At 35.9% G+C, this 19160-nt stretch carries 18 protein-coding genes; 5 read left to right on the top strand and 13 right to left on the bottom strand.

Annotated elements, in window-relative coordinates; genetic code table 11:
* Positions 1 to 107 precede the first annotated feature (107 nt).
* Positions 108 to 1418, top strand: a complete 1311-nt coding sequence (locus tag C8N37_RS16095; protein WP_108159840.1) for an ammonium transporter — start codon at positions 108 to 110, stop codon at positions 1416 to 1418.
* Positions 1419 to 1781: 363 nt separating this feature from the next.
* Here C8N37_RS16095 and C8N37_RS16090 read toward each other — a convergent pair whose 3' ends face one another.
* The 8 genes from C8N37_RS16090 to C8N37_RS16055 are packed head-to-tail and all read right to left on the bottom strand — an operon-like array spanning position 1782 to position 8794.
* Entirely contained in the window at positions 1782 to 2438 is a 657-nt protein-coding gene (locus C8N37_RS16090) for a DUF1345 domain-containing protein (RefSeq protein ID WP_108159839.1), read from the bottom strand.
* A gap of 2 nt (positions 2439 to 2440) precedes the next feature.
* Positions 2441 to 3259 (bottom strand): hypothetical protein, encoded by an 819-nt coding sequence (locus C8N37_RS16085; protein WP_146171091.1) that lies wholly within the window; start codon positions 3257 to 3259, stop codon positions 2441 to 2443.
* 57 nt (positions 3260 to 3316) lie between these two features.
* The gene (locus C8N37_RS16080) at positions 3317 to 4309 is read right to left on the bottom strand and encodes an LLM class flavin-dependent oxidoreductase (RefSeq protein ID WP_108159837.1); all 993 of its coding nucleotides are present in this window, start codon (positions 4307 to 4309) and stop codon (positions 3317 to 3319) included.
* A gap of 53 nt (positions 4310 to 4362) precedes the next feature.
* Positions 4363 to 5544 (bottom strand): THUMP-like domain-containing protein, encoded by a 1182-nt coding sequence (locus C8N37_RS16075; protein ID WP_108159836.1) that lies wholly within the window; start codon positions 5542 to 5544, stop codon positions 4363 to 4365.
* Positions 5545 to 6807 (bottom strand): aspartate kinase, encoded by a 1263-nt coding sequence (locus tag C8N37_RS16070; protein ID WP_108159835.1) that lies wholly within the window; start codon positions 6805 to 6807, stop codon positions 5545 to 5547. It abuts the gene before it with no gap.
* A 27-nt stretch (positions 6808 to 6834) separates the two neighbouring features.
* A complete protein-coding gene (locus C8N37_RS16065; RefSeq protein WP_108159834.1) occupies positions 6835 to 7632 on the bottom strand; it encodes a DUF3298 and DUF4163 domain-containing protein in 798 nt (265 codons plus the stop codon).
* Positions 7633 to 7656: 24 nt separating this feature from the next.
* On the bottom strand, positions 7657 to 8109 hold the full coding sequence (locus C8N37_RS16060) for a GNAT family N-acetyltransferase (protein WP_108159833.1): 453 nt from the start codon (positions 8107 to 8109) through the stop codon (positions 7657 to 7659).
* Positions 8102 to 8794 (bottom strand): YggS family pyridoxal phosphate-dependent enzyme, encoded by a 693-nt coding sequence (locus C8N37_RS16055; protein WP_045756528.1) that lies wholly within the window; start codon positions 8792 to 8794, stop codon positions 8102 to 8104. The genes C8N37_RS16060 and C8N37_RS16055 overlap by 8 nt, the downstream gene beginning before the upstream one ends.
* Positions 8795 to 8867: 73 nt before the next feature.
* Here C8N37_RS16055 and C8N37_RS16050 point away from each other — a divergent pair, with 73 nt between their 5' ends.
* Genes C8N37_RS16050 through C8N37_RS16040 form a run of 3 tightly spaced genes read left to right on the top strand, consistent with a single transcriptional unit; the run spans position 8868 to position 12724 of the window.
* Positions 8868 to 9662, top strand: coding sequence for a DUF4296 domain-containing protein (locus C8N37_RS16050; protein WP_170114545.1), 795 nt, complete (start codon positions 8868 to 8870; stop codon positions 9660 to 9662).
* 14 nt (positions 9663 to 9676) lie between these two features.
* Positions 9677 to 12052 carry an endonuclease MutS2 gene (locus C8N37_RS16045; protein ID WP_108159831.1) on the top strand — a complete coding sequence of 792 codons (2376 nt, stop codon included), beginning with the start codon at positions 9677 to 9679 and terminating at the stop codon, positions 12050 to 12052.
* 15 nt (positions 12053 to 12067) lie between these two features.
* On the top strand, positions 12068 to 12724 hold the full coding sequence (locus C8N37_RS16040) for an MgtC/SapB family protein (protein WP_108159830.1): 657 nt from the start codon (positions 12068 to 12070) through the stop codon (positions 12722 to 12724).
* Positions 12725 to 12801: 77 nt separating this feature from the next.
* On the opposite strand, the gene C8N37_RS16035 is transcribed toward C8N37_RS16040, so the two are convergent.
* The 3 genes from C8N37_RS16035 to C8N37_RS16025 form a co-directional block, all read right to left on the bottom strand.
* On the bottom strand, positions 12802 to 14205 hold the full coding sequence (locus tag C8N37_RS16035; protein WP_146171090.1) for an AMP-binding protein: 1404 nt from the start codon (positions 14203 to 14205) through the stop codon (positions 12802 to 12804).
* A 10-nt stretch (positions 14206 to 14215) separates the two neighbouring features.
* On the bottom strand, positions 14216 to 15028 hold the full coding sequence (locus C8N37_RS16030) for an SDR family NAD(P)-dependent oxidoreductase (protein ID WP_170114544.1): 813 nt from the start codon (positions 15026 to 15028) through the stop codon (positions 14216 to 14218).
* 71 nt (positions 15029 to 15099) lie between these two features.
* Positions 15100 to 17016 carry an ABC-F family ATP-binding cassette domain-containing protein gene (locus C8N37_RS16025; RefSeq protein ID WP_108159827.1) on the bottom strand — a complete coding sequence of 639 codons (1917 nt, stop codon included), beginning with the start codon at positions 17014 to 17016 and terminating at the stop codon, positions 15100 to 15102.
* Positions 17017 to 17067: 51 nt separating this feature from the next.
* On the opposite strand from C8N37_RS16025, the gene C8N37_RS16020 reads away from it, so the two are divergent.
* Positions 17068 to 18108, top strand: coding sequence for a quinone-dependent dihydroorotate dehydrogenase (locus tag C8N37_RS16020; RefSeq protein ID WP_108159826.1), 1041 nt, complete (start codon positions 17068 to 17070; stop codon positions 18106 to 18108).
* Between the two features lie 71 nt (positions 18109 to 18179).
* On the opposite strand, the gene C8N37_RS16015 is transcribed toward C8N37_RS16020, so the two are convergent.
* Together C8N37_RS16015 and C8N37_RS16010 are read right to left on the bottom strand one after the other, a co-directional pair.
* Positions 18180 to 18581, bottom strand: coding sequence for a DUF5606 family protein (locus C8N37_RS16015; protein ID WP_108159825.1), 402 nt, complete (start codon positions 18579 to 18581; stop codon positions 18180 to 18182).
* 23 nt (positions 18582 to 18604) lie between these two features.
* Positions 18605 to 19063 carry a peptidylprolyl isomerase gene (locus C8N37_RS16010; RefSeq protein WP_045756204.1) on the bottom strand — a complete coding sequence of 153 codons (459 nt, stop codon included), beginning with the start codon at positions 19061 to 19063 and terminating at the stop codon, positions 18605 to 18607.
* Between the last annotated feature and the right edge of the window lie 97 nt (positions 19064 to 19160).

The raw sequence follows: 19160 nt of genomic DNA, 5'->3' as shown, positions 1-19160 counted from the left end.
TTTTAAATTTCAATTAATATCTATTTTTTATATATTTTTTTAAAAAAATATAGGTTTTACTATTTTTTTTCTCTTAATTTGGGTGTTGATTAAGAAAAAAAACAAAAATGATTAAAAAAACAGCTATTCCTTTTTATTTTATGTTAGCTATAGTGGTGTTGTCACTATTTTTTCCCTCTTTACCTAAAAATAAGACCAATTATGAGTATAATGGGGCTGATGTCGCATGGATGCTGACTTCAACAGCTCTAGTTCTTATTATGACACCTGGTTTAGCATATTTTTATGGTGGAATGGTCAGGAAAAAGAATGTAATATCCACCATGTTGCAAAGTTTTATCTGTATGGCTGTTGTTAGCGTGATTTGGGTGGTATTTGGATTTAGTTTAGTATTTGGAGATAGTGTTGGAGGTGTTATTGGTAATCCCATGACGTATTTTATGTTTCATGATGTTCTGGATGGGAAGCCTTGGGTTGGAGCGCCAACGATTCCGTTTGCCTTATTTGCTATGTTTCAATTGAAATTTGCTATTATTACTCCAGCTTTGATTACGGGTGCTTTTGCAGAGCGAATTCGCTTCACTTCCTATATTTTATTTATCTGCTTATTTTTTGTTTTCATTTATGCACCTCTTGCTCATGCCACATGGCATCCAGACGGATTGCTGTTTAAATTGGGCGTTTTGGATTTTGCAGGTGGTACTGTCGTGCATATGTCAGCAGGACTAACAGCACTTGCATCGGCTATTTATTTAAAACAAGGTCGTGAACCTGGACATCATACGCCGGCCCGTATTACTTATGTGCTGTTGGGTACAGGTATGCTCTGGTTTGGTTGGTTTGGTTTCAATGCAGGTTCAGCATTTTCAGCTTCTAGTCTTGCCTCGACGGCATTATCGACAACAATGACAGCTTCGGCTGCTGCAGCACTCACTTGGATTTTCTTTGATGCTGTACGGGGGACAAAACCTTCAGCCATGGGAACTTGCATTGGGCTTGTTGTTGGGCTGGTTGCTATTACCCCAGCTGCAGGATTTGTAACAGTTCCACATTCTTTAGTTATAGGTGCTATTGCAGCTATCGTTAGTCGCCTTGTGGTGGATTGGCGTACACGTTCTAAAGTGGACGATACATTAGATGTTTTTCCTTGTCATGGGGTAGGAGGAATCGTTGGAATGATTTTAACGGGTGTATTTGCTCACAAACAGATCAATAGTGCTGTTGAGCATAATGGTTTATTTTACGGTGAGGTTGGTTTATTTCAGGCTCATATGATTGGTCTTTTTGCCTCTTCCGCTTTTATTTTGATTGTTGCTTTCTTATTGTTGAAAATAACAGATCTGATTTCACCTCTTCGCACGTCAGAAGAAGAGGAGTTGATCGGTATGGATATTTCACAACATGCAGAAAAACTATAAAGAATCCTTTCAATTCCCTTTCAATTATGAACGCACAACATCGCTCGATGTGTGCGTTCTTTTTTATATGACGACTTCCCACTTAAGGGAATCGAAGTTGTGATATTATGAGTGATCGAAATTGTCAAATTTTCTGTACGACTTTTATTTAATCTCAAAAATCTGACATAGCTGTTGTTATTTTTTCTGAATCAACAGATCCAATTTTAGGAGTTAGCCTGTTAGCATGTTTTTTGCTATAAAATGGACCAAAATATTTGTTGTCATAAGTAAGTATTGTTGGTCTTGCCAAGCACTTTATATGTCTAAAATTAATCAATATTATTATTAGTCTTATGAGCGACTATTGCCCTTTCTTCCTTATTAATGGATTAATCCAGAAATAATATTAATGGTCAAAGCGACTACAAAAGTATTTAATGCAAAAGAAAGCAGACCATGAAATAAAACCACTCTTCTGATCTTTCGTGAAGAAACTTCAATATCAGACACCTGGAAAGTACAACCTAAAACAAAAGAAAAATATGCAAAATCTACATAATCCGGTTTTTCGTTTCCTGGAAAATCTAGACCTTTTCCTTCAGATCCCTCAGCATAATACAGATGGGCATAATGAAAGACATAAGTCGTATGTACTAAGAACCAAGAGCTGATAATGCTCAAGACACAGATACTAATACTTAAACCTTTAGACATATTAGTTCCTGGGTCTGCGATAATGATGAGCAGTACTGCGAACAGACAAGTGAAGCTGGCTAGTAGAATAAAAATAGAAACAAATAATCTGCTGCCATCCTCAGAAGCTGCTTTTTTAACGATAAGAGCGACAGGCATTCGGTAGAAAATATACCACGATAAAGCAATGTAAGTAAGACAAAATGTAATCCAAAAGAGCAGGGTGAGCATAAGCAAACCGATATCATACTGATAGCTAATAGTTGTCGTGATAATAGCTACCAAAAGCGAGATTAGGCTTTTTTGTATCGGATTGAAATCTTGAATGACTTTCTTTATATTCATGTTTAACAATCAAATTGAACGCTTTGCTGAAAACTATTTTTTTGGATATTATTCTCTTTTATTTGTGATGATAGAATCAGCATGATACTATTTTCTTCATAATTAGTGGGTTTGGAGATGATAAAATCAAGTTTGCCATCACGATCAATATCGCCTACAAATAGTGTTTTGATAAATGTGTCATTAAATTGCTCTTCTTGTATCATATTGGCTTCAGATGACCCATTGTAAGAGTAAGTCAATTTATAATTTTTGACTTCATGAAATACCTCTTCGCGACCTTGATCATTAGATCGAACTTGTGTACCTAGAATATCTCCATATCCTTTCAGTTGATATTTTTGATTATTAAAATTGTAGATAACGGTTTCTTTTGGCCAAATTTCAGCCTGTGTGATTTTGAGATTTTCTATTTTTCCTGCTTTTAAAAAAGGAAAGTTTAAGAATAGCATAGAATTTCTTTTCGATATTACTGATTTTGTAGGTACGCCAGCACATTCGCTATAACCATCTTCAATCTTATAGTCTACTTTTGCCAAATAATATTGACCATTCTCTTCATAGAGATCAAACCAATTTTTATTTAGTATTTTACTAGGATCTTCAGCCTCTTCATAGATTCGGTATGTGTCAATCATAACAATGGATCCCACAGGTGTTGAGTTCTTCAGGTTATTAGGCTTCGTAGTAGTAGGTGTGGTTATATCGCCTGTTGTTGTCGTGACGCTGTCGGTAGGTATAGTCTTGTTAACTTGAGTGTTATTTTGACAAGACTGAATTGTCAGAGCTAATAATAGTGTTGTAAGGCTTAAATATTTCATCGGACATTATAATTTGAATAGCTATATCAATTATAGTGCCCGATGTATGTGTTTTGATTAATCCTCTAAAGCTTCTTTTAGTATGCTAAAGGAATCTAAACATTTTTGATCATCATATATATAAGAGATGGCCATAAGTTCATCTATTTGCAGCTTTTCGATAAACGGTTCCAATTCACGTCTGATGGTCTCTTTGTCTCCTATGAAGCTACAGGACAACATATTGTCAGCCGCCTGCTCGATACTAGGAATCCCTTTATAGATCACTTCAAATGTGGGAGGAGATAGGGGGGCTCTAGTATTAGTCAGGATACCTGCAAATAAATTTTTTACACTTGTTGATTGTAATTCTGCTTCTGCTGTTGTTTTAGCCGCTATCACATTGACACAGACAATGAAATATGGTGCTGAAAGACTTGCCGACGGTTTGAAATTTTGATGATAAATCTCACTTGCTTTTGCTAGTTGAGCAGGTGCAAAATGGGCAGCAAAAGCATAAGGTAAACCTAGACTAGCGGCTAGATAAGCACTATCAGTACTTGATCCTAAAATATATAAAGGCACATTTAAGCCCTCAGCCGGAAAAGCACGGACTTTTGAATCTGCATTATCGTCACTGAAATACTGTTGTAGTGCAGCTACGTCTTGGGGAAATTGATATGCCGTATTGAAATTATTGCGGCGGAGCGCCATAGCCGTTTCCTGATCTGTACCAGGTGCACGACCTAATCCCAGGTCAATACGATTCGGATATAAAGTTTCTAATGTTCCAAATTGTTCTGCAATTACTAAAGGAGAGTGGTTTGGGAGCATAATACCTCCTGAACCGACCCGAATACTTTTTGTATTGGCAGCAATATATTGAATCACTAAGGATGTAGCAGAGCTAGCTATATACTCCATATTATGGTGTTCTGCTACCCAGATTCTTTTATATCCTAACTGCTCAATATGTTGCGCTATTTTTATGGTTCTGTTGTATGCTTCTGATGTTGTGCAACCTTTTTTGATTGGCGCAAGATCTAAAGCTGATAAAGCAATATTTCTCATAAAATAAAATTATAGTTTATTTTAGAGAACTATGTAATGATAATGTCGCTTTACTATTTTCGTGTCGCGTGGATGACAATTAGCTCATCTGCAGCGTCAGTTATAAAAAAACTATGTAACTCACCGCCGTCACTGATCTTAAATTTTTTCTTCAGCACTTCGGTTTTTAAAGGAAAATTTTTAGCAACAGCGTTAGTTTTTAATTTCTCTTTAGATTTTTTGAAGATGGAAAACGGAATGACTTCAGAAATTTCATAGATTTTTCCTAAAAAATCCTCATCATAAATATCAGACGTGTAGAGATGTGTATGTTGGTGTATTTTTTTGAGATTAAAGGCTTTTGTAATACTCTTAAAAGCGCCAGCTTTCGTGAGGCATACATCAGGTTCGTAAAGGTAACGCAGGGGCTGCGAAAAGCTAACTGCTGTATCAGCTTCTTCTTGTTGAGTAAAACAAAATCGTTGAGTTTTCTCTCCAAAAATTCGAACAGCAGTGATATTAGGCTCACCTACGAAATCTTTTTTTTGTACAAATAGCAATTCTTTACAGTCATTTTGAAGGCTGACCACGTAGATATCTTTGACATGATGCAATTCTGATCGTGCAGCAGTAATATCCAAAAGAGGGGCTACCTTAGTGATGATATGATCTGCTCGCTGCAATAACTCTTGTTGCAATACTACGATATTGGGTTCGCAGTCACTTAGCATAAAAACCTTTTGTTGCGCGACTCTTCTTGACGGGTCGATATAGATGTAGTCTATCTTAAGGTCCTTATTTTCAAATATATATTTCACCCCATCTGAAGCAATGATATCTATATTATCTGCCTGTAATTGCTTCGCATTGTACTTCGATATGGCTGCAAGTTCGGGATTAATTTCACAGGAGATGACTTTTTGTGCTGCTTGAGCAAAGTAGTAGTCATCGACCCCAAAGCCACTTGTGATATCGATTAATGTCGTATTAGGTTCTATTAGCGATGCTTTAAATCGAGCAGTCTTCTCCGAAGAGCACTGTTCTAAGTTTAGCTTATCGGGATAATAGATATTGTCAGTTTGTGCCCAAAGAGGTATTTTTTTTCGACAGCGCTGTTTTCCATCTATCTGTGAAGCAAGTTCAGAGGATGTTATACCTTCAAAAGGAGATTTTTTTAATGCCAATGAAGCAGAAGATTCATGTTCGTGTTGATGGATAAAATCTTGAACCTCCTTTTGAAGGATATGTATATTCATTTATATTTTTTTAACAAGCAGCTGACATGTATAGGTATCTTTCAATTCGCTTATCACTTCTTTATTGACCAAGACACGATTGATCGTTTCTTGATTGTAATAGCGTATTGTGATTAATTCTAAACCTGTTTCAATATTTACCTTAAATTTCTTTTTCAATTCCTCTAAGACATCAATAATGTTTTGTCCAGTATCATCAACAGCTACTGAAAAATTAATAGCACTATTGTGCATCATATTAAGTTTGATTCGAAATTGATGAAATAAATTAAAAATATCACGTAAATTATCTTCTACTATAAAAGAAAAGTCACGTGGTGATATAGAGATCAATATTTGATTCACTTTAAAGATAAAAGAAGGTACCGGTAAGGATACATTTGTACTTTTGATCTTCGTGCCGGGTACTTCTGGATTTAAAAAAGAACGGACATTCAATTGAATATTTTTGTTCTGTAGCGGTTTAATTGTTTTTGGATGAATGACAGTCGCTCCATAATAAGTCAATTCAATGGCATCGGTGTACGATAATTCGGGTATAAGCTCCGTTTTCTCAAACCATTTGGGATCTGCATTTAAAACACCAGGTACATCTTTCCAAATGGTAACATGCTGCGCATCGAGACAAGCTGCAAATATAGCCGCAGAATAATCTGATCCTTCACGCCCTAATGTCGTTGTGAAATTTTCTGAAGTAGAACCAATGAAACCCTGTGTGATACCTACATATTCTTGTAGGATATGTGGAATCTCTGCTTGAATGATAGCCTCTGTTTTCTCCCAGTTGACTTGTGCTTCGGTGTAGGTATTGTCGGTCATGATATAATTCCGAGCATCCAGCCATTTTGAATTTACGCCGATATGATTTAAATAAGCAGCTAGTATTTTAGAAGATACGATTTCCCCTGTAGATACGATTTGGTCAAATAGATAATCAAAAGAATCTTGCGGTTCTTCTTCCAATATCCATTCAATTTCAACAAAACAATTCGCGATTTCATCAAAGATAGGATGATTGTGGTCTTCGAATAGATCTGACAAAATGTTAAAGTGAAATACTTTAGCCTTTTCTAACATTTCAAAAGCTTCACCGGTGTTGTGGTAATATGCTTTAGTTACATCTTCTAATAGATTGGTTGTTTTACCCATTGCCGAAACAACGACTAATAAAGCCTCTACTTTATACTTAGAAATGATATATGCTGAATTTTTTACACTTTCAGCATCTTTGACTGATGCGCCACCAAATTTAAAAACTTGCATCGATATGATTTACGTTGAGGTTGATTGCTAATTAATACTATTGATATATGCCAAGCCCTTGTTTGAAATCAAGTGCTTAATATCTTTATATGGAACTTCTAGGGTTGTATTTCCCCCAGAGTAAGGTTTTATTTCATATACATTGTAATAGAACAGCAGGCTTTCTTTTGTTAAAGCAAAATTATTCGCAAGTGTGAAATTGCCTGATTCAAAAAAGTACTTGTCATTTAGAGATTCTGTCTTCGATAATTTTTCCAATTTGCGAAAATATTTTTCTGCAATTTTAGTCAATTCTTTCTGATTTTTCTCATCGACAATATCAACAAGCGTTATTTTTTGATCTGTTTTGATATCAAAATGATTGAACAAGGTAAAATGATCGCCATGGGCTCCACCCGTATATTCGGTTTGATTAGTTTCTATACTGATAAACCTAGGCGTATTTTGATAAACTTTGGCGTGAAGATCTCTAAACCAAGTGGCAGAAGACTGACCGTTATTTTCTTCTACATACTCATCGTAAGCATCCACAAATCTCTTCGCTGCACTATTTATTTCAGAGTCACCTTCTAGATTAATGGAATGGCTCAATAAGCTATTGATCATTGTATCTTTAAAAGCTGGATATCTTGCTTTAAAAAATGTGGTATCGATCTTTTTACCTTCTTTTACAAAAAAGCTACTATACCTATGCACTTCCTTCATATCATAATGGAGCGTATCACCACTAATTTTTTGTGCTGTTTCTCCTTGCTCACTTGTACAGGAAGTGCTGCCCAATAAAGCAAATGTAATATAGAGGTATAAATAGTGTGCTGGTTTCATGTAACTTAACCGTTCTTTTATCTTTTAATATGTGATCGATACATTAATCCATGATGAATCGAAGTCCGCTTTATATTTCTTGTAGAATTGAATTGCAGGTTCGTTCCAGTCTAGTACCTGCCATACCATACCGTGATATCCTTGTGATTTACCTAAATTAAGAGTTTCTTCGAAAAGTTGTTTGCCAATTCCAGAGCCACGCATACTTTCTGTCACAATCAAATCCTCCAGATAGAGCCTTCTTCCTTTCCAAGTGGAATAACGAATGTAATATAAGGAAATTCCTACAATTTTCTCATCAACTTCTGCAACAAAAGCTCCCCAGATAGGATTTTTTCCAAATCCCGCATCTAGAAACTCTTCCATAGAGACAGTTACCTCATCGGGTGCTTTTTCCACTATTGCAAGTTCACGAATTAATTCGAGCATCCTCACACCATCTGCTTCAACAGCAGGCCTAATAATAGCTTTAGTCATTATTTTTGAAATGTTTGATTACACGTTTACCAAAAATGGTGCTACCTACTCTGATCATGGTTGATCCTTTCTCTATCGCTAATTTATAATCCGATGACATTCCCATGGACAATGTATCAAAACTTTCATTTTTACGGTAAAAGCTTGCTTTAATCCCATCATAAAGTGACTTTAATTCATAAAACTCTTCTTTTATTTCCTTTTCATTTTCCGTATTTGTCGCTATACCCATTAAACCTCGGATGTTAACATGTTTTAAAGCTAAAAATTCTTCATCACGCAACATTTCAATCAATTCGGCATGATCAAAACCAAACTTTGTATCTTCCTCAGCAATATGTACTTGAAGTAAACAATCAATAACACGTTTGTTTTTAGCAGCTTGCTTGTCGATTTCTTTTAAAAGTTTGAGCGAATCCACAGCATGGATAAGCGTGACGAAAGGAGCGATGTATTTAACTTTATTGGTCTGAAGATGACCAATCAGGTGCCATTCGATATCTTTTGGCAAGGATTCGTATTTTTCAACCAGTTCTTGTACTAGATTTTCACCAAAAACTCGCTGCCCAGCTTCATAGGCTTGCATGATATCTTCATTCGGTTTTGTTTTTGATACAGCGACTAGTTGAACGCCGAGCGCTTTAACTTCTAAATTAATCGCTTCTAGGTTGCTTGCAATACTCATGATAATTGTATATTTAAGAATTCAAAGGGTGCCAAATGTCAGCCCTTTTTATAAATTTGTACAAAATTACGAAATGCAACGATTAATACTGAATGTACTTGCTCTGATTTTTTTATTTGTTTCTTGTAAAAGTACGAATGAGAAAGATATTATCCCGAAAAAGGATTTTGTGAAGGTCTTGACTGAGATTTATATAACAGACTCTTATTTATCAACATTAGATGCTGATAGTGCAAGGAAAGTTATTTTTCCACTTTATGACAATACTTTTAAGAAGTTCGATCTAGACTCGACTACTTTTAAGAAAAATTTATCTTTTTATGCGAGTGATGCCGAGTCGATGAATAAGATATATGAAGAGGTTGGGAACAACTTAAAAAAGATGAATGAAGGATATATCAAGGCAGATCAGTCTAGGATGGATTCTGTACGCAGAAAGGATTCTATTCGGACGGCACTCTTTCAGGATAGCTTAACGCGTGTAAATGACTTTATTGCTTTATATGAACGGCAAAAGAAATTGATTTTGAACTACAAACCGGATAGTACAAAGTGGGATTACAAAAAGGCATCTCAAGATTTTTATGATCAGACAGGATTAAAGGGGAACCTGAATTTGGGTACATTTCTACTTAAACATATTCCACCTCCAGTAAAATCGTCGATTGATTCGACAGCTGTACCGAAAGTAGAAGCTAAGTCTATTCGTAATGATCAAAGACCTGAACTGGAATCTGTAAAGGTTTCGGAAAATGTACCTGTGCGTACTGATATTAAGGAGGTGAAAAAACCGGAGAAACCTCCTGTACTATTGGATGCAAAATCCAGTCAAAAGCTGGAAATTTTGCCTCATAAACCGGTTAAATAAATTTTAATTAAAACATGATTTATCCTAATAACGCAAGTGATAAACTCGGTTTTGCCGAGATAAAGGAATTGATAAAACAAAAATGTATCAGTGAGTCGGGGCGTGATTTGGTTGATAAAATACAACCACAAACTCGATTTGACCAAATTGATAAATTTTTACGTCAAACTAACGAATTTAAATATCTACTGACCAGCGATGATGCATTGCCGGTAGATCACTTATATCCCATTCGCGCTTTGGTTGAAAAAGCCAAAGTAGAAGGCGCTTTTTTAATGGAAGAGGAGTTCCATCGTGTGCTGCTTTCACTTAAAACTGTATATGCCATTATCCGTTATTTTAATGATCGCCAAGGGCAATATCCTAATTTGGAATTATTATTTGAGCACTTGCCCATTGAAAAGCAGATTATCCGTGATATTGAAATGATTATTGATGATCGTGGGAAAATGAAGCATAATGCTTCCCGTCTGTTATTAGATCTTTCTCAAAGTATCTTAAAGGCTGAGCAAGAGGCGCGCAAGCGAATTGATATCATTTTTAAGAGTGCACAAAATAGTGGCTGGACGGCTGATGGCAATCTGACTATACGTGATGGTCGCTTATGCATTCCCATTCTAGCGGAGAATAAGCGTAAAGTTAAAGGCTTGATTCATGATGAATCAGCTACTGGACAAACAGCTTATATTGAGCCAGAAGAGGTGTTTCACCTTAATAATAAGGTGAGAGACTTGGAGTTCGAACGCAGACGTGAAGTAATCCGTATTCTTGTTGAATTAACAACTAAACTACGACCACATATACCTTTGATGTTGGCATACGATGGATTGCTCACTAAGGTCGATTTTGTCCGATCTAAGGCTTTGTTTGCATTAGATATTGAAGCTGAAATGCCTGAGTTATCAAAAGAAGCAGAAATTAATCTGGTCAATGCACGTCATCCATTGTTAACATTGAATGCTCAGCATGACCGTGGTACAATTGTTCCGCTGAATATAAAGATTGACGAAGTACAACGTGTTATAGTTGTATCTGGCCCCAACGCAGGAGGTAAGTCCGTTTGTATGAAAACGGTAGGATTGATGCAGCTGATGCTTCAATCTGGTTTATTGATACCAGCAGATGCCAATTCTAAGGTGGGTATATTCAAACAAATATTTGCTGATATTGGGGATGACCAGTCTATCGAAAGTGATTTAAGTACCTACAGTGCCCATTTGTCAAAAATGAAGTATTTTACAGAGTTCGCCACCGCGCGCACCTTGGTTTTGATTGATGAATTTGGTACAGGAACTGACCCACTCTTTGGAGGTCCTATCGCAGAGGCTGTGCTGGAGGTATTGAATAAAAAGAATATTCGTGGTGTGGTAACGACTCACTATTCCAATTTGAAAGTATTTGCAAATCAAACAACTGGTTTAGAAAATGCATCCATGCTATTTGATAATGTAGCCATGAAACCTTTGTATATTTTACAAATCGGAAAGCCAGGTAGTTCATATGCTTTTGAAATCGCTCAAAAAATTGGACTGAATAAAGAGATTATTCATTTGGCAAAACAAAAGGTCGGTACTCATCAAAAAAAGGTGGATACGTTGTTGGTTGATCTAGAGCGGGAGAAGAAAGAAATATTTGATACTAAATCCGCGATCACAAAAAGAGAAAAGGAATTGATTCGAATAAAATCAGAATATGAAGAACTTCAAAATTATTTGGAGGAGAACAAAAGGACGATTCTAAAAAAAGCTAAGGAAGAGGCACAGTTGCTGTTAAAAAATTCAAATAAATTAATTGAAAACACGGTATCCGAAATAAAATCTGCACAAGCTGATAAGGAGAAAACAAAAGAAATCAGAGCAAAGCTAGACAGTTCTTTTGCGACGATTCTTCCTAAAGATAAAAAGGTGGATAAAAAGCCTGTTACTGTTGCAGATCTTACAGAGGAAATTGCTGTTGGCGATTGGGTCAAGATTATTGATTCTGAAAACGAAGCTGTAGTATTAGAAATTGCTAAAAACAATCTGATTTTGGCGATGGGAGAATTGCGAACAGTGCAAAAACGTAAGAATGTCATTAAATTAGCGGGTAAAGACTTGAAAAAAGCAGCAAGGGCTGGTTCTAAGACATTATCGGCACATGCTGTAGCTGATTTTAATCCGGAGATTGACGTTCGTGGTATGCGGACCGAGGATGCCTTATATGAGCTTGAGAAAGTATTGGATAGAGCAGTAATGATTGGTTATCCTTCTTTAAAAATTATTCATGGTAAGGGGGATGGTATTTTGCGTAAATTTATTCGTGACTATTTGAGAAAGTATAGTCATATTTCCAGATTTGAAGATGAACATCAGGATCGTGGAGGTGATGGTATAACATATGCCTATTTATAATATTCTTCGATTGCTATGGACTCTTTGCTGAATTTTTTTGATAATCAATATATTTGGAATGTACTGGTATCCATATTTTGTGGAGCCATTATTGGTTTTGAAAGGGAATATAGAAATAAGGCGGCTGGATTTAGAACGATCGTATTGATCTGTTTTGGATCAGCCGTTTTTACTGTAGTTTCAAAAATGATGGGGGGCAGTGGAAGTGACGATCGTATTGCCGCTAATATTGTTACAGGTATTGGTTTTATTGGTGCTGGCGTTATATTTAAAGGAAAGCTATCGGTCAAAGGTTTGACGACATCTGCGGTTATATGGTCGACTGCCGGCCTTGGTATGATCGCTGGAATCGGTGAAACAAAACTCGCTTTGTTCTTCACCTTTTTTATGGTAATTATTTTATCCTTATTTCAAGAAATTGAACTGATGTTATCACGATATTACTTAATACGTACCGTCCATGTTCGATTTGTAGACTGCAACTTTGAGCATGTTGCAAACTTTGAAAATGAAGCCGATACATTTAAAGTCAAATATAATCGCAAAACAATTGAAAAGCTGGGTGGCGAGTTGGCTATCATTTACGATTTATCTGGAAAAATGGAAGATATCAATAAATTCAATGAAAGGTTGATCCATTTTAATCCGGTGAAGGAATTTTATTATAATTAAACAATGCGCTGATTTTTAGGTTGCAGATGAAGTCTTTTTTATTTACCAACCATGTGAAGGTTGCCCTATATTTAAGCTTATTTAAAGCTATAATCAATAGATTTAGGTTGTAAATATTTTGGAAAAGTTTTTTCTAGCCAATTTTTAAAATCATCTTGATCAAATACAGCATCAGTTTTTAATGTAAGCTTTAATCTTAATTCATGGATTAAAATCTCATTCTTGTAAATGATCACTCTTGCCTCAATTATGGATGGATATGCAGTAATCTTTTTAGCAAGTTCATCACCATGTACAACATGTCCTCCGATATTACTCGAATCGTTCATGCGGCCTAGATAATATAATAAACCATTTTTATCGATTCGAATAAGGTCACCCGTGCTGAGATATTCCCGTTTAGATCGATCCTGTATCCAGGAACACCTTATTTGAAGTTCCTGATTTTCATGTAAACGGTATTTGATACCTTTAAGGAATCGACCGATAGTGCTGTTGTTCATTATTAAATCTTGTTGGGTGGCAATACTGCATATACCTAACTCTGTCGTGCCATAAAGGTTGAAGATTTTGGTGGTCGGGTATTGATTTAGAATAAAAGATACCCACGTCGGTTCAAGCTTATCCCCACCTGAAATCAGGCATTTACAAATACCCAAAGCTTGATAATCTGCGGCGATAATTTTAGTCATCATAGCAGGCAAGATAACTAAACAGTCGATACGATTGTTGATGATGGATTGAGCGACGGCTTTTGAACTAAACTTTCCAGTGAAGTGGATATCTTGTTTCAGAAATAGCCCTAATACTAAACTTGCGAGACCATAGCCATGATAAAAGGGAACAGTGATCTGACAGGATGAATAACGAAGTAATTCTAATCTGGAAATCAGTTCAATAAATGGATTCCATATTTTAGTAATATTAACCTTGCGTTCTACAGGAGTTGGCATATTGGAAGTTCCTGTACTTAAAATAGTTATTTTTCCATTATTTCGTTTAAATCTTTTTGTTGCTAGATGTGGAATATATGAATTTATTTCATCAAAAGAATAACAGTTCGATTGCCTATTGATATTTTTTAATCGCTGTATATGATCTGTAATAATCAATGTCGATCTATAATTTTGTAAAATAGTTTCTAATTGATTTTCAGAGAGGTGAGGGCTGATGATAACAATTTCTTTTGACAGGGCCGAGAGTGCAAATAAGTACTTTATAAAATCAAAGCTATTATCAGCTAAAAGCACAACTTGATCATCAATTTGATTCGAATGAAATGTTCTTAATTTTTCTATAACAGAAAATGAGTCATGATACAATTGCGCATAGTTAATCTTGCAATTACCATCATTCAAATAACTGTGTTCTGAATTTCTTACAGATTTTAATAATGTAAAAAGATTAATGCCAGATTGGAAAGTGTACCATATTGATTTTAGTAGCTGTTTTGAAAAACTGAATTGCTTTTTTAATACCATGATAACCTGATTAGATTCTATCCCAAAATTTCCGAATAAAAAAGCCAATTGTAATGGGAAAAATAGCCCACCACGGTCTAGAATAACTAGATGCACCCATCAAAAGTTTCAAAATACGTAACGCTGCTTCATTTCTCTCCATTGCAGGCATATTTTGATACGTCACATTAGGGGTAATCATTTTTGTTTTTACCAGTGGTAAATATATGGTCTTCAACCGAATATTCATTTTTCTCCATTCCGATTGATTCGATCGACAATATTGATCGAAAGCTGTTTTTGATGCCTGATAAGCTGCCCACTTTGCTATTGGTAATAGCAATACATTTAAAGCTGAAACATTTACAATCTGTCCACATTGTTTTGATAAAATAGGGGTAATGGCCAATGTTATTTTTACAGGTGCTAAATAATTAAGCGCATTTGTTCGGGTAAAATCGTGATAACGTAATAATGAATGTTGCAGTGAGCGTTGGATCGATTTACCAGCATTGGAAATAAAGATGTCGATCGGTGTTTGTTGCGCGCGAATATGCGCAAGAAGTTGATCTACCTGTTCTTCTTGATACAGGTCGGCAACAAAGATCGAAGCAGTTGAATTGTGGTTTATAATAATTTTTGCAACCTCATCTAATCGCTCTCTAGAGCGACCCACAAGGATTAAATGGACATTAAATTTTGAAAAAAGCAATGCACATGCTTTTCCAATACCATCGCTTGCTCCGGTTATTAAAATTGTTTTTCCTCGGAGGAATGTGCTAGCTTTCCCTTCATTCAAAAAAACCTTCGGGAAGATGATACTTTCAATCCAGTTGATATTCACAATACTAAGATAAAAAAAAGGTATACAATAAAGCTTGTCTATTGTATACCTGATACCTTAATTTTCGACTATTAGTCCTCTAATTCCATGATTTCTTCCGCGAGTTCTTCCCAATTCTTTTGCAATTGCGTTAATTCCGCTTTAGAAGAGTTATAGTTACGTGTGTATTCTTGTAGTTTAACTGTATTTGAATAAATTTCTTCTTTTGCTAAATCTATTTCTAAATTTTTGACAATAAGTTCTTTTTCAACCACCTTTAACTCTAATGCAGCGAGCTCTTTGTTCTTTTTACTGATCAATTTGAATTTATCATCAGTAGGAGCAACTTTGACTTTTTTAGGTTCCTCTACAACTACTTTCTTCTCTACTTTTTTTTCTTCAGGTTTGATTATCCGTTTCGAATTCCAATCCTCAAATTCTTGGTAAGTTCCTGGATATTCTTTGATCTGTTTATCTTCGATATACCATATTTTGTTGGCAACATGATCTAGAAAATACCTATCGTGCGATACAACGATCAAAGTACCTTCAAATTGCTGCAGTGCTTGGATCAGAATATTGACCGATTGCATATCCAAGTGATTGGTTGGCTCATCGAGTGCTAAGAAGTTGGCATCAGCAGTTAATGCTTTTGCTAGGGCGACGCGAGATTTTTCACCCCCGGAAAGGACCTTAATCTTTTTGAATGCATCATCACCAGAAAATAAGAAACAACCTAAAATGGAGCGCAGTTCGGTGTCCGTATGTTTTGGAGCAAATGCTTGCATCTCCGCGATAATGCTATTTTCTAAGTGTAGAGCCTCCAACTGATGCTGTGCAAAAAACGTTTGAGATACATTATGACCATGTTCAGATTTTCCTTCATAATCTGGATCTGCACCTGCTACAATACGTAATAAGGTAGATTTACCTTTACCATTAGCACCAATCAGAGCAATCTTGTCACCCTTTTCAATGATTCCTGCCGTATTTCTTAAAATTTCTAGATTAGGGTATGCTTTAGATACATTTTCTAGAGTAACAACATGTCTTCCGGATGGTTTTGAAAATTTGAAGCTGAAGTTTACTGTTGGATTATCATCATCCACATCTTCTACTTTCTCCATTCTATCCAAAGCTTTAATACGAGATTGTGCCATCTTTGCCTTCGAAGCTTTCGCGCGGAAACGTTCGATAAGACGCTCTTCTTGTTTGATTTTGGCCTGTTGGTTCTTGAATTGACCAGCCTGAATCTCACTTCTTAATGCTTTTTCTTCTAAATAGAAACTGTAATTACCAGCATAAAGTGTTAACTTCCCTTTACGTGATTCTACGGTTTTTTTAATAATACGGTCTAGGAAATACCTATCGTGAGAAACAATCACGATAGCACCTTCAAATCCCTGCAGGTAGTTTTCTAACCATTTGATGGAAGGTAAATCCATGTGGTTAGTTGGCTCATCCAGTAATAAGATGTCTGGAGTTTGCAATAAGATTCTCGCCAGCATGACACGCATACGCCATCCACCAGAGAATGTTGCTAAGGGACGTTTTTGCTCATCTTCTGAAAAACCTAGTCCCGCTAAGATCTCATGCGCACGAAACTCGATACTGTAGCCGTCTAAAGCTTCAAATTCCATTTGCTTATCACTTAGTTTATTTAGAATATCGTCAGAATAATCTGTTTCTAATTTTTGGAGTAGATTTTCTATTTCTGAATGTAGTTGATTTTGGCGTTCAAAAGCCTCCATCGCAACATGTAAAATACTTTTATCAGAATGATAAGACAATAGATCTTGGTTTAAGTATCCAATTTTTAAGTCCTTAGCCATCGATATACTACCTGAGGTAGGTGTGTATTGTCCTACTATCAATCGCAATAAAGTTGATTTACCAGTACCATTTGCACCAATTAGACCTACTTTATCTCCAGGTTTAATATGCCAGTTGGCCTCATCATACAATGCGCGAGAGCCTATTTCGAATGTTAAGTTATTTATTGATATCATTTCGATTGCAAAAGTAATGAAATTTCTTCTTCTTTGTCTACCTTTGTGTATATGTACAAGCTGGTAAAACCTATTTTCTTTTCTATGGATCCCGAATCTGCTCATCATACGGTGACAGGGGGATTAAAAATGTTCTCAAAAATTTGGGGTGCAAAAAAATTATTAAGTAATCTCTACACTTATGAAAATCCAAATTTAGCACGTGAAGTATTTGGTCTAAAGTTCAAAAATCCTGTTGGATTGGCTGCTGGATTTGACAAGAATGCGGAGTATATCACGGACATGGCTAACTTTGGTTTTGGTTTTATCGAGATCGGTACGGTTACCCCTAAGCCACAACCTGGAAATGATCAGCCTCGTATGTTTCGTTTAATCCCAGATAAAGCATTGATCAATAGAATGGGTTTTAATAATCAAGGTGCTGATGTTGCGGCCAACCGGTTGAAACATTTATCTGTAGAAGACCGTAAAGGATTACTGATCGGTGGAAATATTGGTAAAAATAAACTAACACCTAATGAACAAGCGGTAGATGATTATATCTATTGTTTCAATTCGCTGTTTGATTATGTTGATTACTTCGTTGTCAACGTAAGTTCTCCCAATACGCCAGGACTACGGGATTTGCAAGAAAAAGAGCCATTAAAACATATTTTAAATACGCTTCAAAATCTCAATGAAAAAAGGGAAAATAAGAAACCAATTCTTTTAAAGATTGCTCCAGATCTGACAGATAGTCAATTGGATGATATTGTGGAAATCGTTCAAGAGACAGGTATTGCAGGTGTAATCGCGACTAATACGACGATTTCTAGAGCAGGATTGCGTAGTGATGCAAATTTAGTAAAAGAGATGGGGGGAGTAAGTGGAGCGCCTTTAACCAAACGCTCTACAGAAGTGATTCGTTATTTGTCTAATAAGTCAAACCGATCATTTCCAATAATTGGAGTAGGAGGTATACATTCTGCTGCCGATGCAATTGAGAAAATGGATGCAGGAGCAAGCCTTGTGCAGATTTATACCGGTTTTATTTACGAAGGTCCTTCACTGATATCTGATATTTGCAAAGGAATTGCTCAAGCTGGAAAATAAAATTTGAGTTGAATAAAAAAGAGCAGCCTTAACATTTATTGTTAAGGCCGCTCTTTTTTATTTTAAATAGTTTACACTAAAGGTGCGGGTGCTTCTTCTTCAAATAAAGGCAAATCTTTAATAATATTGTACCATGTAAAGATCTTTTTGATATCTGATGAGTATACACGAGATTCATCATGTCCTGGTGCAATTTCGCGGAAAGTATTGCGTAATGTTTCACCATCTGCTTTTGGATCTACCGTCAATCCTTTTTCTTTGATTGTCTCAAAAACATTTAATAAACGGATTTCTTCATCTTCTCCGTAAATTGTGATGTCTTCTAAAGTCGCCATTTTTGTAGAAGATAAACTTACTACAGATTTAATCTTAGCGCTATCTAAAGTCTCTAAAATAAATCCACCTTTATTCTGTCCAACTAATTTGAACAACCCTGGTTTTCCTGTTACAGAAACTAATGCTCTTAAATTCATAATATACTTTTTCTTACTGAGAACTAGTCTTCAATAACTTCAATACTTAAAATACGGTCACCTTGACGGATATCGTCAACGATGTCAACATTTTCGACAACTTTACCAAAACAGGTATGGTTTCTATCCAAATGAGCTGTATTGTTACGGCTATGACAGATGAAAAATTGTGAACCACCTGTGTTACGACCTGCATGAGCCATCGATAATACACCTCTATCATGATATTGATTTTCTCCAGTCAATTCACAATCTATTTTGTAACCAGGGCCACCTGTTCCAGGCATCCCAGAAGCGCCTTCTCGTGAATTTGGACATCCACCTTGGATTACGAAATCAGGAAGGACACGGTGAAAAGTCAGGCCATCATAATACCCTTCTTTAGCTAATTTGATGAAATTTGCAACTGTATTTGGAGCATCTGCTGTATAAAATTGTACAGTCATGTCGCCTTTTTCTGTTTTAATAATCGCTTTACTCATTTTGTTAAAATAAATATGTTCAACTACAAATATAAGATTTCAAAATGACTTGATAAAAAGAATGCACACTCAAGTCGAATCTCATCGACTCATATTT

It is taken from the genome of Sphingobacterium faecium, assembly GCF_003054045.1.
Lineage (GTDB): Bacteria > Bacteroidota > Bacteroidia > Sphingobacteriales > Sphingobacteriaceae > Sphingobacterium > Sphingobacterium faecium.
The sequence above is the reverse complement of the archived record's forward strand: the minus strand, read 5'-3'. Positions and strand labels throughout refer to the sequence as shown.

What these genes read in the sequence shown, in the direction of transcription:
- C8N37_RS16095 (WP_108159840.1), top strand. Translation starts at nt 108, where the DNA reads ATGATTAAAAAAACAGCTATTCCTTTTTATTTTATGTTAGCTATAGTG.
- C8N37_RS16090 (WP_108159839.1), bottom strand. Translation starts at nt 2,438, where the DNA reads ATGAATATAAAGAAAGTCATTCAAGATTTCAATCCGATACAAAAAAGC.
- C8N37_RS16085 (WP_146171091.1), bottom strand. Translation starts at nt 3,259, where the DNA reads ATGAAATATTTAAGCCTTACAACACTATTATTAGCTCTGACAATTCAG.
- C8N37_RS16080 (WP_108159837.1), bottom strand. Translation starts at nt 4,309, where the DNA reads ATGAGAAATATTGCTTTATCAGCTTTAGATCTTGCGCCAATCAAAAAA.
- C8N37_RS16075 (WP_108159836.1), bottom strand. Translation starts at nt 5,544, where the DNA reads ATGAATATACATATCCTTCAAAAGGAGGTTCAAGATTTTATCCATCAA.
- C8N37_RS16070 (WP_108159835.1), bottom strand. Translation starts at nt 6,807, where the DNA reads ATGCAAGTTTTTAAATTTGGTGGCGCATCAGTCAAAGATGCTGAAAGT.
- C8N37_RS16065 (WP_108159834.1), bottom strand. Translation starts at nt 7,632, where the DNA reads ATGAAACCAGCACACTATTTATACCTCTATATTACATTTGCTTTATTG.
- C8N37_RS16060 (WP_108159833.1), bottom strand. Translation starts at nt 8,109, where the DNA reads ATGACTAAAGCTATTATTAGGCCTGCTGTTGAAGCAGATGGTGTGAGG.
- C8N37_RS16055 (WP_045756528.1), bottom strand. Translation starts at nt 8,794, where the DNA reads ATGAGTATTGCAAGCAACCTAGAAGCGATTAATTTAGAAGTTAAAGCG.
- C8N37_RS16050 (WP_170114545.1), top strand. Translation starts at nt 8,868, where the DNA reads ATGCAACGATTAATACTGAATGTACTTGCTCTGATTTTTTTATTTGTT.
- C8N37_RS16045 (WP_108159831.1), top strand. Translation starts at nt 9,677, where the DNA reads ATGATTTATCCTAATAACGCAAGTGATAAACTCGGTTTTGCCGAGATA.
- C8N37_RS16040 (WP_108159830.1), top strand. Translation starts at nt 12,068, where the DNA reads ATGGACTCTTTGCTGAATTTTTTTGATAATCAATATATTTGGAATGTA.
- C8N37_RS16035 (WP_146171090.1), bottom strand. Translation starts at nt 14,205, where the DNA reads ATGGTATTAAAAAAGCAATTCAGTTTTTCAAAACAGCTACTAAAATCA.
- C8N37_RS16025 (WP_108159827.1), bottom strand. Translation starts at nt 17,016, where the DNA reads ATGATATCAATAAATAACTTAACATTCGAAATAGGCTCTCGCGCATTG.
- C8N37_RS16020 (WP_108159826.1), top strand. Translation starts at nt 17,068, where the DNA reads ATGTACAAGCTGGTAAAACCTATTTTCTTTTCTATGGATCCCGAATCT.
- C8N37_RS16015 (WP_108159825.1), bottom strand. Translation starts at nt 18,581, where the DNA reads ATGAATTTAAGAGCATTAGTTTCTGTAACAGGAAAACCAGGGTTGTTC.
- C8N37_RS16010 (WP_045756204.1), bottom strand. Translation starts at nt 19,063, where the DNA reads ATGAGTAAAGCGATTATTAAAACAGAAAAAGGCGACATGACTGTACAA.